The organism is Photorhabdus sp. RM96S, from assembly GCF_042879335.1.
GTDB lineage: Bacteria > Pseudomonadota > Gammaproteobacteria > Enterobacterales > Enterobacteriaceae > Photorhabdus > Photorhabdus kayaii.
The window spans coordinates 50,020-64,557 of record NZ_JBHFKT010000007.1; the positions used below are offsets into that span (position 1 = coordinate 50,020).

Genomic DNA, 14,538 nt, shown 5'->3' on the forward strand with positions numbered 1-14,538 from the left:
TGGCTTATGCCAGTTTTGTTATTGTGTGCCATTAAACCACAATGCTATTACAGTGTGGATAAAAAACTGCTCAAACCTGTTACCGGTTATCACTCTTCTGCTTCATCACCGTACGACGATGACGCCAGATTTCAATCACTCCGGGCAGGATTGAAATAAAGATGATAGCGACAATCAACAGTTTCAAATTCTGTTGTACCATTGGCATATCACCGAATATATAACCAGAATAGGTGAATAACAGTACCCAAACTAGTGCGCCAATCACGTTATAAGCAGCAAAACGACGATAAGACATTTTCCCCATACCTGCAACGAATGGTGCAAATGTTCTGATAATTGGTACAAATCGCGCCAAAATAATTGCCTTCCCACCATGTTTTTCATAAAACTCATGTGTTTTATCTAAATAACTGCGGCGGAAAATTTTTGAATTTGGATTAGTAAATAACCTTTCGCCAAAAATGCGACCAATAGCGTAGTTCACCGCATCACCAATAATAGCCGCAATGATCATCAATGCCACCATGATATGCACATTCAGATCATTTGAGCCCAGAGCCGCTAAAGCGCCGGCAACAAATAACAGCGAATCCCCCGGCAGAAACGGAGTAATCACTAACCCTGTTTCACAAAATAAAATCAGAAACAGAATGCCATATACCCAATCACCATATTGTGCGACCAGTTCGGCTAAATGAATGTCAATATGGAGAATGAAATCAATAATAAATTTAGCAAAATCAAAAAAATGAGTCAGAAATTCCATAATATTCCCCGCTATGCCAAAACATCCGTGTCGGCAACTAGAAATGTTAAATCAGATCATCTGCCAAAAACAGAGGCCCCATAACCGCTCTCGGCAAATCAAATTGCGCCGGATAATCAACAGCAACCAGATACAACCCTGCTGCTTTTGCCGTCGCAGCGGCTTTCGTCCGATCTTTTAAAGCAAGCAACTGGGCCATCCAGTTAATATCCTGATTCCCACAGCCAATTTCCATCAGACTACCCGCAATATTACGCACCATATGATGCACAAAAGCATTGGCTTTAATATCTATGACAACGTAATGTCCGTAACGATTGACATTAATATGCATCACATTACGCCAAGGCGTTTTAGATTGGCATTGAACTGCACGGAAAGAGGTAAAATCATTTTCCCCTAATAAACATTGCGCAGCCTGGTGCATCCGCTTTTCATCCAGTGGATAGTGAAAATGGGTCACACCATTGGCCAGCACTGCCGGACGATAACGATGATTAAAAATAATGTAACGATATCGCCGGGCAGTTGCACTAAAACGGGCATGGAAACCCTCATCCACAGTTTTCACCCAACGAACAGCAATATCTGGTGGTAAATGTACGTTCACGCCCATTGTCCACGCCGCATCCTTGCGCTGAACAGACGTTTCAAAATGCACAACCTGCCCTGTTGCATGTACTCCAGCATCGGTTCGACCAGCACAAAATACTGATATGGGTTCATCGGCGACTTTTGATAGTGCTTCCTCTAGGCATCCCTGAACACTTTTTACTTCCTGCTGACGCTGCCAGCCATAATATCGACTGCCATCGTACTCAATTCCCAATGCAATTTTCATCTTTGAACCCGGCACAGATTCTGTTTGTTCTGTACCGAACATCAGTAAAATTGCTCCTGAATCAGTTTTTCCGCTGTCTCAACAGCCATTAATGCACCACCAAACCGGATGTTATCGGCCACAGACCAAAATTGTAATACTTCCGGCATACCATAATCGTGGCGCAGACAACCAATGCTCAATGCTTCATTACCCGATGCTTCTGTCACCGGCGTTGGATAATCATCGTCATCTGAAACGTTAATATCAATCATCCGCTCTAATTCTTCTCGTGCTTCTGCCACCCCAACCGGACGCAATGTTTCCAAATGGACTACTTGAGCATTGCCATAAAAAACGGAAGACTGAACGCAACTCACTGAAATGGGTAATCCCTCATCCTGTAAAATCTTGCGTATCTGATCCACAAGGCGACGCTCTTCACGCACAGAACCTTCAGCATCTGTTGGCAACGGCAAAAGATTAAATGCCAGTTGTTTACTGAAACGACCTGGCTCCGGTGGGATGCCATTAAGCAAACGAGCACTCTGTCCGGCTAATTCATCAACTGCCGCTTTGCCGTGAACAGAAACAGAGAACAGATTAGTCAAATGCAAACGTGCAATTCCAGCCGCATCCACCAGCGGTTTAATGGCGGTCAGTACCTGACTGGTCATACTATCTGCCAAGGCAATAATATTTCGGTTACGATAATCCGCTAAAACATGAGGATTCACCCCCGGAACAACTAAAGGTACATCAGGTTCCATAGCAAACAACCCACTGTTATCGATAACCAAACAACCTTCTTCTGTCGCTTTTTCAACATATTGTGCCGTGGCCTCCAATCCAGCCACAAAAAAAGCGAGCTGTACCTGTGACCAGTCAAAATCAGCAGCATCACCAACAACAAAATTTTTACCATTAAAACGCAGGCTTTCACCGGCACAGCGCTCACTGGCGAGAGGATACAATTCACCAACGGGAAACTGACGCTCTTGTAATAACGCCAATATCGCTTCACCTACTGCCCCTGTGGCACCCAATAGGGCAATATTCCAACCTTCTGACATGTTGGTTTTCTCCATCTATCTTTCTGACATGCAGATATATTTCTGCACGGATTAAATCAGTTCTGTACTGAAACCAAGAGCAGCTAGCAACTCAGCACTCTCTCTATTATCACAACATACAGTTAGGGATGACCATTCCCGGCGTTCTAAATAGTTTTTACGCAGATAATCAAATTGCCCTTTTTGACCGGCAACTTGCCGTAACGGGGTATCATCGCGGCGTACATCATACACTAAATGCATCAACCGCTTCAGTGTGCTTTGAGTTACATTTCCATGCAGGGTAACCCGGCTGAAATCTGGCTCTGGCAATAGATCAGATAAAGCCACTTTACGGGGTTGACCAAGGAATTCACAGTAAGCTTCAAATACCTGTGTGGTACCACGCGCTTTACCTTCGAGGGTATAACCCGCGATATGTGGTGTACCAATATCAACTAATTCCAGTAAGGGTAGGGATAAGTCAGGTTCCGGCTCCCAAACATCCAAAACAACACTAAGTTTCTTGCCACGTTTCAACACAGCAAGCAGCGCTTGATTATCAATAACTTCACCACGACTGGCGTTAATCAATATGCGGTTATCCGGCAAAGCCGACAATAATTCAGCATCTACCAAATGGTGTGTTTTATATGGGCCCGATAGATTCAATGGCGTATGGAATGTCAGAATATCCGCCTCTTTGACCAGTTTTTCCAGTGGACAAAATTCACCGACATCCCCTCTGGCAGCTCTTGGCGGATCACATAAAAGTGTTCGGATACCAAGAACGGCTAACCGTTCTGCCAGTCTCCTTCCGACATTACCGACACCGATGATTCCGACAACTTTATCCTTAAGCTCAAAATTATCACGTTCAGCCAGCAACATTAATGCAGAGAAAACATATTCAACCACTGCAATGGCATTACACCCCGGCGCAGCAGAGAATCCAATTCCTGCCTGCGATAACCACGACTGATCCACATGGTCAGTTCCCGCCGTTGCCGTACCGATAAATTTTACCGTGCTACCTTCCAACAGCTCTTCATTGACTTTAGTTACTGAACGGACCATAAAGGCATCAGCATTATCCAGTACACCTTCCGGCACCGGACGCCCCGGAATAGCATGTACATCCCCCAATTGCTGAAACAGTTGATCAGCATAAGGCATATTTTCATCAACCAGAATCTTCACTTAATTCCACCCTGTGGCATTAAAACGGACGTAGCGAACTATTTTGCCATTTAATCATAACAAAACCCATAATAACGGTTTCTTTTATTGCTAACTTTTCCTAAAACGCTCCGGTGTCGTGCCTGCCAATTGCTGAAACATAGCGATAAAAGCAGAAGATGAGCTATAACCCACATCAAAAGCAACTTCATTAACAGTTTTCCCCTGTTCCAACAAAGAGATTGCATGTAAAAACCGTAACCGCTGCCGCCACTCGCTAAATGACATTCCCAATTCTTGCTGGCAACGCCGTGATAAAGTACGTTCCGAGGTATAACGCTGTTTTGCCCATCGCGCTAATGGCGTATTGTCAGCAGGATTACTCTCAAGTTCCTGTAATATCGGCGCCAAAAGTTTATCTTTAGATGAAGGCAGATAGGTATGCTGAACAGGGGATTGAATTAACTGATCAATCAGCACTTGAGCTAACCGTAAATCCTGTTCTGTTTCTGGTATTTTCAATTTACGTTCAAAACAGTCAGTCATAATCGCATTGAATATGGAGTTAAGCCGGATAATACAAGGAGTATTCGGCAATAATTTCCCCCATTTAGGAGAAATATCTATTGCCCTAAATCTCATTGCTTTTCTACTATATCCAGAATGCTCTATTCCTTCCGGTATCCAGACACAGAATTGTGGTGGAGCTAAAAAATGCTGTCCTCCAGCATTCATTGCCATTACACCACAAACGACATAAATAAGTTGCCCAAATGGATGGGTATGACGTAAACACTCAGTATTCGCACTGAATAACTCGTTACGGAAAGAGATACTCGCAGGAATAGCCATGATATCTACAGGTTCATTCAGCTTTTCTGTCATATTGTCTTAATTGCCTTATCTATTGTCTGATTATCGTTATATATAATAAACCAGACACCTTTAGACTAAACCTTCATTTTTATCTCAATGTGATTCACTTATATGAATATGATTTTCCCTCTTCTGGCGGTCCTGATTTGGTCAATTAATGCCGTGGTGAGTAAAGCCTCCGCTACAGCTATTGATCCGGCTGCAATTTCTTTTTATCGCTGGTTTCTAGCCTTTCTCACATTAACACCCTTTGTTGTACTCTCTGTCATTCGTCGATGGAAAACAATCTGTCAATATTGGTGGAAATTATTAATTCTTGGCGCACTTGGCATGGTACTTTATCAAAGCCTGGCCTATTACGCTGCACACAGTATCAGTGCAACATTTATGGGAATTCTTAGCTCATTGATTCCTCTTTTGACTGTTATCATCAGTATATTTATTTTACGTGTTATCCCCACTGTCGGTATTGCTCTTGGTACCATTCTATCTCTGTCTGGTTTAGTCTGGTTGGTCAGCACCGGTGATCCCATATCATTATTGCAACACGGTTTAGGCCACGGTGAATTGATGATGTTGATTGCTTCCATCTCCTACGCACTCTATAGCGTGTTAACCAAACACTGGTCTATTCCATTACCCAACTGGCAATCCCTGTATGTGCAGATTGCTTTTGGAGTCCTGCTATTACTGCCAAATTTCCTGTTGACCAAAGATGTTCAATTGAATGCCAACAATATCTCGTTAGTCTTATTCGCCGGTATTCCAGCCTCGATCATTGCTCCCTATTTATGGATACAAGGTGTCATAAAACTTGGCGCTAATACTGCTGCCATATTTATGAATTTGACACCGATATTTACAGCTATTATCGCTATTCTGGTTCTACATGAAAAAATGCATAGTTACCATCTGATCGGGGGTAGCATAACACTGCTAGGGGTCATACTGGCACAACAATTACGCATTCCTCTTTTTAATCGTAAAACAAAAAAACCTCAGGAAGTTAATCATCAGAAAGCCTGAAAGGAATTCTTACTAATAAACCGCCCAGTGTTTCGCTGGGCAATAATTGGGGATGAGTACCATGATAAATACCGATATCTTTTACCAGAGCTAATCCTAATCCTGCCCCTTCATGCCCCGCAGCATTATCAAGACGATTAAAAGCCATCAGAGACAAATTGACTTCTTCTTTAGCAATCCCCGGCCCACTGTCATCCACTTCCAAATAACAGTATGTCTTACAAGAGTTGAGAATCACTCTAGCCGTAACAATGCCGCCTTCCGGTGTATATTTAATTGCATTGTCCAATAAGTTAGCACACATTTCCGTCAGTAATACCGCTTCCCCCTTGATCCATTGAACATTTTCGCCTTCATAACCCAAATCAATATTCTTACTTTCAGCCTGTTGCAAACGAGAAAAACATGCCTGTTGCAACAATTCGACTAGATTAACCGGCCTATAATCCCGAACGGCCTCCTTTTCATGCGCTTTCAAACGAGAGAGTTGTAATAGACGATCCGTCAGAGAGATAGTGTTATCCAATGTACTATCAATAGCCTGTAAGCTTTCTTTCCATTGCGCTGGATCTTTGCTGGCAAGCGCTACCGCTACTTGGGTTTTTAATACTGTTAATGGTGTTCTAAGTTGGTGAGAAGCATCCGCACTGAACCTCTCCTGACGACTCACCATCAATTTCAGTCGCTCTATATAACGATTAAATGCATATAACAATGGGGAAAGTTCCGACCAAGGCAACATATCCGGTAACGGAGTAAGGTCATTAGCGGGACGACGGACCATGACGCCAGAAAGTTTATGTAGTGGTTTAAGTAACTGTTTCAAAAGAAAATAAGCCAGAATCAGAGTCAACCCAACCACGGCTCCTTGACTCATCAAAGAAGATATTAATAATTGTTGCGCAAGATAATGACGGGAAGCTACTGTTTCAGCAACTAGTATCAACGCCATTCCCATCATTCCCCCTTCATTGATCGGCTGATAAAGGGCAGCAACCCGAATGGGCCGGCCGTGATATTCAGCATCATAGAAATAAACCAAAGCCGTGTATAAATTGGAGCGAAGCGTATCTTTAGGGATCAAAGGCAAATCATCATAACCGGAAATTATTTCCCCCTCAGGTGATAACACCTGATAAAACAGCCTATCATTCATATTTCGCTCAAAACTATCCAAAACCACATAAGGTACATCGACAATTAATTGATTATTCTTAACAGTCAGCCGTTCTGCCACAGTTCGAGCAGATGCCAATAAAGTACGGTCATAAGCCAATGTCGCCGCATTCTCTGCACTAAAATAATGGGTGCAAACCGATAAACAACCCAACACAAACAGTGGAACACCAAAAAATAAGAGTAACTGATGAAACAATGAGTTCTGTACTTTAAACCATGTCATCTTTCTGGTGCTCCAGACGATAACCTAATCCCCGTAATGTACTGATCCCCACATTACTGCCTGACAATTTTTTCCGAATCCGGTGTACATAAAGTTCAATACTTTGTAGGTTTGCTTCATCTGATAGTGCAAATACCTGCTCAAAGAGCTGTTGTTTAGAAACAGGCCTCCCCCGACGATGGAACAATGTTGTCAAAACCGAAAATTCCCTTGGTGTCAAAGCCAATGGCTCATCGTTTAGAACAAAGTAACCATCATCCTGATAAACAAGGGAACCAAATGTCAGCGTCTCCTGTAGAAAACTTGCACTACGACGAAGTAATGCCCGGATACGTGCTTCCAATTCCTGTAAATCAAAAGGTTTCGTCAGATAATCATCGGCACCAGAATTAAGCCCTTTCACTCGTTCAGAAACATCGGCTTTCGCCGTTAATAATAATACCGGCAAATTTTGCCCACGCTTACGCAAACGAACTAACAGAGAAAGTCCATCCAACCTAGGCAAAGAAACATCCAGAATCAATAATGCATAGTTTTCTGTCTGTAATAATTGATCAGCAACTATGCCATCACTAGCAACATCTACGGCAAATCCTGAACTGCTCAGTGCTTTTTGCAACCAATGCAATAATTCAGGGTGGTCTTCCACTAAAAGTAAACGCATATCTTCAATATCTAATCGATTAATATATACCCGTTATCTTTCAAGTTGCCTCTTTGTTGGCTGCACTCACTCACCCCGGTCACAGAGTTATCTATGCTCCCGGGGATTCGCTCCCTTGCCGTCGCGATGCATCTTGAAATCCATTGGGTATAAATATACCCGTTATCTTTCAAGCTGCCTCTTTGTTGGCTGCACTCACCCCAGTCACATATTAGCTATGCTCCCAGGATTCGTTCCCTTACCGTCGCGATGCATCTTGAAATTCATAGGATATATAATTACAGACATAACTATATTTCCAGTTTATATCGCCACACCTATTTTTCTGAAAAATAGTCAGACACTGACTCAATTCCATTTTCATGCCAAAATACCTCGCTATGAATTACAGGGTATTCTGTCATACCGAATTAAGTAATAGATATCTATTACCGCTTCCATTTACTCATATATTGCCATGAGTACAGGAGTAAAATCAAAACGTTCATCCAATGCAGATGCCACAGAGACATTAGACAAAGTGAGTTTTATTTCACTGCCTACTTTTAAACTAAAATTCGATATCACCATCGGCTCTTTATCATTAAGAAATGCAGATAAACCCGTCATTTTTAAAACTTCATTGGTATCATTCTTAATATTAATTGAGATTTTGGTCTTTGATGCCATTGAACTATCTATCTGGTTAATTTTCTTCTTCATCTCTTTTGGTACGCTTATCACCAAGATATCTGCACCATTACCGTAAAGATGAATACCCTTAGTAGAACCAGTGATACTTGAATTCCCTACGCTCACAGGAACTTTAAAGTGAGCAAACGAATCCATACTTTTTCTGAAACATTCCACGTATTCCGCATTGGAAAAAATAGCCGGTACTTTTTCCTGAGTGTCTAACAAAGATTTTGATGGTTGTCTGGAATCTTTATAATCACCACAAGCACTGACTTCAACTAACAAATCAGATGTCACCGTTTTAACTTGTTCAGATAACAGTTGGTTAACAGATACTGAAGTACTGAGTTCTGTTTTACATCCCACCAAAACAAAAGCCATAGCACTGCCCATAGCACTACAAAGAATCAATTTTCTCATCATTTCCTCAATTCAGATTTCCTCAAGATAAAGTCTGATTATATTCAATAAATTTTCCATTTAATTTGACACATTGCATAAATAAATAATTACCATTTGCATGATACCTCCTTAGTCGAATGTAAAGTTACCGCGAGTAAAACAGAGCAACATCAAAACTACGAGAAACTTACAACAAACCAAAACAAAAAAGGAAGCCTGTAGCCATTTGTAAACTCATTAATGCGAAACGCTACGCAAATTTAAGCGATTGAAATCACATATCAACAACTTTTCTTGTTACTGAAAGGTAAATGAAAGGTTTTGTTATTACTAATTAAGCCAACCAGGTCTGTTTGTAGTGATTATATCTTACAAGGGTATTGATGAGAGCAAACAAATGAAAACTATAACGATCAAGATGTTAGCGGCAACCGCTTTACTATTTGGCACAAGCAGTGTTTTTGCTGCCAGTGCACCTAACCGGACCGAATGTATTGCCCCTGCAAAACCGGGTGGCGGGTTCGACCTGACCTGCAAGCTGGTCCAAGTTTCACTACTGGATACGAAAGAGATCAGCAAGCCTATGCGTGTCACTTTTATGCCCGGTGGTGTTGGTGCTGTCGCTTACAATGCTATCGTCGCACAGCGACCTACTGAAGCAGGAACCATTGTCGCCTTTTCTGGCGGCTCTCTACTCAATTTGTCTCAGGGAAAATTTGGTCGCTATAACGTTAACGATGTTCGCTGGCTGGCAAGTGTTGGTACTGATTATGGAATGATCGCTGTCCGTGCCGATTCACCTTACCGTACCCTGAACGATTTGATGAATGCTTTTAAGGATAATCCCAACAGCATTGTATTTGGTGCCGGCGCTTCTATCGGTAGTCAGGACTGGATGAAAACCGCACTGCTGGCAAAAGAGGTTGGAATTGATCCTCACAAAATGCGTTATGTCGCTTTTGAGGGAGGAGGTGAACCTATCACCGCCCTGCTGGGTAATCATATTCAGGCGGTTTCCGGTGATCTGAGCGAGATGGTACCTTATCTGAATGGAGACAAAATCCGGGTTCTGGCTGTTTATGCAGATAAACGACTGGATGGTGATTTAGCCAATATTCCTACTGCCAAAGAGCAAGGTTATGACCTGATATGGCCAATTATCCGTGGATTTTACATGGGACCAAAAGTTTCTGACGAAGAGTATCAATGGTGGGTTGATGCTTTTAATAAACTACAACAAACAGATGCTTTTAAAAAACAACGTGATATCCGTGGGTTGTTTGAATTCAACATGACCGGCAAAGAGTTGGACAGCTATGTGAAAAAACAGGTTGAACAATATCGTGAACAAGCCAGAGCTTTTGGCTTAGCCAAATAACAGAGTCATCATCATGAACGATCGTATCTTTGCTACTATCTGGTTAGTACTCTGTGCCATTGGGATAGTTATTGGTTGGGGAATTCAGAGCGAATACACTTATGAACCTCTGGGGCCCAGACCTTTCCCAATGATCATTCTGTCTCTGATGGCACTCTGTGCTTTACTACTACTTTTCAAAAAACCAGAGCAGAGCAATTGGCCTAGTGCCCCCGTTATCCGTCGCCTAATGCTGTTGATTCTCTCTTTGGTTATTTATGGTTGGTCATTCGAGTGGCTTGGTTTTCCTCTGGCTACAGCGCTGCTGACATTCAGTGTCGCGCTGTTGTTTAACGCAACACTGCCTGCCGCAATCATTTCCGGGGTGTTCCTTGGCGTCACATTATATTTCGCCTTTGACCGCTTACTTGACGTAACCCTGCCTCTCGGTAGCTGGCTCAACTGACGGAGAATTTATGGAAACCTGGATGTATCTCAGTCAAGGGTTTGAGGTTGCAATGGTGCCGCAAAACCTGATTATTGCTTTAATTGGCTGTTTTGTCGGTACGATTGTTGGGCTGTTACCGGGGCTTGGGCCAATTAATGGTGTCGCGATTCTGCTGCCACTGGCTTTCGCTTTAAAACTGCCTGCTGAATCTGCCCTGATCTTATTGGCAACTGTTTATATCGGTTGTGAGTATGGTGGGCGTATATCATCGATTCTGCTGAATGTTCCCGGTGATGCCGCTGCCATTATGACCGCATTAGACGGTTATCCGATGGCCAAACAGGGCCGTGCAGGTGTGGCGCTATCTATTTCCGCGGTAAGTTCTTTCTGTGGTTCTTTGCTGGCAATTTTCGGCATTATTTTGTTTGCACCATTACTGGCGCAGTGGTCACTGGCTTTCGGCCCTGCTGAATATTTTGCACTTATGGTTTTTGCTATTGCTTGTCTGGGTAGCATGATGAGCCAGAATCCGCTGAAATCACTATTAGCAGCATTAATAGGATTGGGTCTGGCAACTGTCGGAGTAGACGCCAACACCGGGGTTTATCGTTTTACTTTCGACAACGTTCATCTGTCAGATGGCATTCAATTTATTGTTGTGGTAATAGGTCTGTTTTCTGTCAGCGAAATTTTGCTGATGTTAGAGAGTACCTCGGCCGGCAAAACCATTATCCGCAAAACAGGCCGTCTGCTGTTCAATCGCAAGGAAGCGGCTGAATGCGCTATGCCAACGCTTAGATCATCCTTTATCGGTTTCTTTGTCGGTATTTTGCCTGGTGCAGGAGCGACTATTGCCAGCGCAATTACCTACATGACTGAGAAGAAGCTCAGTGGGAATAGCGATTCATTTGGTAAAGGTGATATTCGCGGCGTAGCAGCACCAGAAGCGGCTAATAATGCTTCGGCCTGTGGCTCCTTTATTCCAATGCTAACATTAGGCGTGCCAGGTTCAGGTACCACTGCCGTTATGATGGGGGCATTAACGCTCTATAATATTACGCCTGGGCCGGGAATGTTCACTGAACAACCGGATATCGTCTGGGGGTTAATTGCGGCTTTATTGATTGCCAATATTATCCTACTGATTATGAATATCCCAATGATAGGTCTATTTACACGGATGCTCACTATCCCACTCTGGTTCCTTGTTCCAGCGATTGCTACTGTTTCAGCGGTTGGTGTATATGCCATACACAGTACGACATTTGATCTTCTGTTGATGGTAGGATTGGGTATTTTTGGCTACATTCTGAGAAAGATGAATTTCCCGATGTCGCCATTAATCCTCGGTTTCGTATTGGGAGAAATGCTGGAACAAAATTTACGTCGCGCACTTTCTATTAGTAATGGAGAATTTGGCATTCTGTGGAGCAGCACAATTACTCAGAGTTTATTGATACTAGCAGCTCTGGTTCTGATTATTCCACCAATATTACGAATTATCCGTAAGCGCCGTATTCAGCAAATGGCTACTGAAAATAAAACGTAACAAATAAAAGCCTATAATATTACAAGATCATAATTATTATAGGCTTTCCTACCATAACAGGAATATACTTCCATATTCACATTATATTTCACACACAATCAAAGTTCAGCAAAACAGACTTGAATTTATGCTTATAAACGGATAACACAACATGCTAAATTTGTTGCAACATTCATAGCAAAAATCACTTTGGCAAAATACTATCTTTACCAAATAGGTGATTCAAAACTCCCAATAACTATTAAATAGTTATTAACTAATTATTAAATAGTATTGAGTATTCAACATTGTTAACAATGGCCTTTTCTGTTGAAACAGACAAGATACGAACAGCACACAAAAACAGGAATATATACCCTATGGATTTCAAGATGGATCGCGACGGCAAGGGAGAGAATCCCCGGGAGCATAGGTAACGATGTGACCGGGGTGACCGAGTGCAGCCAACAAAGAGGCAACTTGAAAGATAACGGGTATACATACAAAGGTGACTCGCTGTACGCAGTCACCTAAGATACATCAAATAACGACCATTGTTGTTTGGACACGATCGAAACAGTCTGTGATGAGGGAAATTAAGCTGAATACTTGCTCATCACCAAAGAAGCATTAGTACCACCGAAACCAAAACTATTGGACATCACGGTATTCAATTTTTGCTCAGTAGGTTTAGTGATGATATTCATGCCTACCGCTTTATCATCAAGAGCTTCAATGTTAATACTTGGTGCAATAAAACCATGCTCTAACATCAGTAGGCTATAAATTGCTTCGTGTACACCAGCAGCACCCAGTGAATGGCCGGTCATCGCTTTTGTTGCAGAAATTGCCGGTGTTGTATCACCAAAGACTTCCCTGATCGCCTCCAACTCTTTCACATCACCCGCAGGAGTAGATGTACCATGCGTGTTCACATAATCAATGGAACCTTTCACATCTTGCAGTGCCATATTCATACAACGAACCGCACCTTCGCCAGATGGAACAACCATATCTGCGCCATCAGAGGTTGCTCCATAACCAACAATTTCAGCGTATATGTGCGCGCCGCGTGCCAATGCATGCTCTAATTCTTCCACAACAACAATACCGCCGCCGCCAGCAATAATAAAACCATCACGGCTCTTATCGTAAGTACGGGACGCTTTTTCTGGCATTTCGTTGTATTTCGTTGAAAGTGCACCCATTGCATCAAATTCACAACTCATTTCCCAACAGAGTTCTTCACCACCACCGGCAAAAACAATATCCTGTTTTCCTAACTGAATAAGTTCAGCTGCATGGCCTATGCAATGGGCAGAAGTAGAGCATGCAGAACTGATAGAGTAGTTTACCCCTTTGATTTTAAACGGAGTTGCAAGGCAAGCTGATACACCAGAAGCCATTGAGCGGGTTACCATATAAGGTCCCACACCACGCAAACCACGAGTACGCATCCCATCAGCACCCGCAACCTGGTTATACGGGGAACCACCACCAGAACCCACTACCAATCCGCTACGAATATTGGAAACCTGATCATCAGCCAGGCCAGAATCTTTAATTGCCTCTTCCATCGCCAGATAAGCATAAACAGAGGCATCGCTCATGAAACGCTGAATTTTTCGGTCTATTAATCCGGAGGTATCCAGTTTCACATTACCCCAGACATGGCTTCTCATCCCTATCTCTTTAAATTGTGAGGAAAAAGTTATTCCGGAGCGGCCTTCTTTCAGAGATGCCAGTACTTCTTTCTGATTATTACCAATGCTGGAAACAATACCTAAGCCAGTGATCACTACACGCTTCATTAAATACCTCATTAAATATGTTTATCTGCTGGATTTCCATCTATGCTATGTAGCACTTTAGCGTACACTTGTACGCTGAACAAGTCCGATCAGGATAAAATTACGAAGAAAAATTCATCTCACTAAAAATCCCAAAAATGTTTTCACGTCAAAACAACTGTTAACTTTCATAGAATACAGTACAAAAGATTTAGATTTTAATAGATAAAAATAAATTTCAGATAGGAATTATTTTGGTAAACAATAAGATCAAAAAAACACTCGTAATTTCCATCAAAAATTTAGGCTAAAGATAATAATATCAATACAATACACATGAATTTATCAAGCATCAGAATAATGATTAGTAGGCTTATATTTATATAGAAGTTTCTATACTTGCTATTTTTATTAAATTCCTTACTAATTAGAAACAAATTTAATAACTGCGAATAATAAGGATGAATAAAATTTTTATGAAATGAATCAATCCCTATGTTATATTACTGACTGAATTACGGGAAATACTCAAACTTACAGCAACAAATGT

At 42.1% G+C, this 14,538-nt stretch carries 15 protein-coding genes; 5 read left to right on the forward strand and 10 right to left on the reverse strand.

All coding sequences use genetic code 11. The annotated features are described in order from the left end of the window. Window positions 1-79: 79 nt before the first annotated feature. From ACGF49_RS06145 to ACGF49_RS06165, 5 genes are all read right to left on the reverse strand, one after another. Window positions 80-769: a DedA family protein gene (locus ACGF49_RS06145; RefSeq protein WP_113041762.1), complete on the reverse strand. Its 690-nt coding sequence runs from the start codon at window positions 767-769 to the stop codon at window positions 80-82. A gap of 46 nt (window positions 770-815) precedes the next feature. After that, complete coding sequence (gene truA / locus ACGF49_RS06150; protein ID WP_191214804.1) at window positions 816-1,610, reverse strand: tRNA pseudouridine(38-40) synthase TruA; 795 nt, start codon at window positions 1,608-1,610, stop codon at window positions 816-818. Between the two features lie 41 nt (window positions 1,611-1,651). Further along, window positions 1,652-2,662, reverse strand: coding sequence for an aspartate-semialdehyde dehydrogenase (locus ACGF49_RS06155; RefSeq protein ID WP_113041761.1), 1,011 nt, complete (start codon window positions 2,660-2,662; stop codon window positions 1,652-1,654). A gap of 51 nt (window positions 2,663-2,713) precedes the next feature. Beyond that, entirely contained in the window at window positions 2,714-3,841 is a 1,128-nt protein-coding gene (gene pdxB / locus ACGF49_RS06160) for a 4-phosphoerythronate dehydrogenase PdxB (RefSeq protein WP_113041760.1), read from the reverse strand. 90 nt (window positions 3,842-3,931) lie between these two features. After that, window positions 3,932-4,705 carry a helix-turn-helix domain-containing protein gene (locus tag ACGF49_RS06165; RefSeq protein WP_113041759.1) on the reverse strand — a complete coding sequence of 258 codons (774 nt, stop codon included), beginning with the start codon at window positions 4,703-4,705 and terminating at the stop codon, window positions 3,932-3,934. 102 nt (window positions 4,706-4,807) lie between these two features. Here ACGF49_RS06165 and ACGF49_RS06170 point away from each other — a divergent pair, with 102 nt between their 5' ends. Further along, window positions 4,808-5,722 carry a DMT family transporter gene (locus ACGF49_RS06170; RefSeq protein WP_113041758.1) on the forward strand — a complete coding sequence of 305 codons (915 nt, stop codon included), beginning with the start codon at window positions 4,808-4,810 and terminating at the stop codon, window positions 5,720-5,722. Here the strand turns inward: ACGF49_RS06170 and ACGF49_RS06175 are convergent. The 4 genes from ACGF49_RS06175 to ACGF49_RS06190 all read right to left on the reverse strand — a co-directional run bounded on the left by ACGF49_RS06175 (window position 5,703) and on the right by ACGF49_RS06190 (window position 8,886). Continuing rightward, entirely contained in the window at window positions 5,703-7,124 is a 1,422-nt protein-coding gene (locus ACGF49_RS06175; protein WP_113041757.1) for a sensor histidine kinase, read from the reverse strand. The two genes, ACGF49_RS06170 and ACGF49_RS06175, sit on opposite strands and share 20 nt — an antisense overlap. Next, complete coding sequence (gene tctD, locus ACGF49_RS06180; RefSeq protein ID WP_112876278.1) at window positions 7,111-7,788, reverse strand: transcriptional regulator TctD; 678 nt, start codon at window positions 7,786-7,788, stop codon at window positions 7,111-7,113. Before tctD ends, ACGF49_RS06175 begins: the two co-directional genes overlap by 14 nt. A gap of 11 nt (window positions 7,789-7,799) precedes the next feature. Continuing rightward, entirely contained in the window at window positions 7,800-7,961 is a 162-nt protein-coding gene (locus tag ACGF49_RS06185) for a hypothetical protein (RefSeq protein WP_158536521.1), read from the reverse strand. 268 nt (window positions 7,962-8,229) lie between these two features. Next, on the reverse strand, window positions 8,230-8,886 hold the full coding sequence (locus ACGF49_RS06190) for a hypothetical protein (RefSeq protein WP_387490137.1): 657 nt from the start codon (window positions 8,884-8,886) through the stop codon (window positions 8,230-8,232). A 376-nt stretch (window positions 8,887-9,262) separates the two neighbouring features. Here ACGF49_RS06190 and ACGF49_RS06195 point away from each other — a divergent pair, with 376 nt between their 5' ends. The 4 genes from ACGF49_RS06195 to ACGF49_RS06210 all read left to right on the forward strand — a co-directional run bounded on the left by ACGF49_RS06195 (window position 9,263) and on the right by ACGF49_RS06210 (window position 12,732). Then, the gene (locus ACGF49_RS06195; protein WP_165578515.1) at window positions 9,263-10,243 is read left to right on the forward strand and encodes a tripartite tricarboxylate transporter substrate binding protein; all 981 of its coding nucleotides are present in this window, start codon (window positions 9,263-9,265) and stop codon (window positions 10,241-10,243) included. Window positions 10,244-10,256: 13 nt separating this feature from the next. Continuing rightward, window positions 10,257-10,688, forward strand: coding sequence for a tripartite tricarboxylate transporter TctB family protein (locus ACGF49_RS06200; protein ID WP_011147389.1), 432 nt, complete (start codon window positions 10,257-10,259; stop codon window positions 10,686-10,688). 10 nt (window positions 10,689-10,698) lie between these two features. Next, on the forward strand, window positions 10,699-12,219 hold the full coding sequence (locus ACGF49_RS06205) for a tripartite tricarboxylate transporter permease (RefSeq protein WP_011147390.1): 1,521 nt from the start codon (window positions 10,699-10,701) through the stop codon (window positions 12,217-12,219). A 309-nt stretch (window positions 12,220-12,528) separates the two neighbouring features. After that, complete coding sequence (locus tag ACGF49_RS06210) at window positions 12,529-12,732, forward strand: hypothetical protein (RefSeq protein ID WP_387490141.1); 204 nt, start codon at window positions 12,529-12,531, stop codon at window positions 12,730-12,732. Between the two features lie 62 nt (window positions 12,733-12,794). On the opposite strand, the gene fabB is transcribed toward ACGF49_RS06210, so the two are convergent. After that, the gene (fabB, locus tag ACGF49_RS06215) at window positions 12,795-14,009 is read right to left on the reverse strand and encodes a beta-ketoacyl-ACP synthase I (RefSeq protein WP_387490144.1); all 1,215 of its coding nucleotides are present in this window, start codon (window positions 14,007-14,009) and stop codon (window positions 12,795-12,797) included. Window positions 14,010-14,538 lie beyond the last annotated feature (529 nt).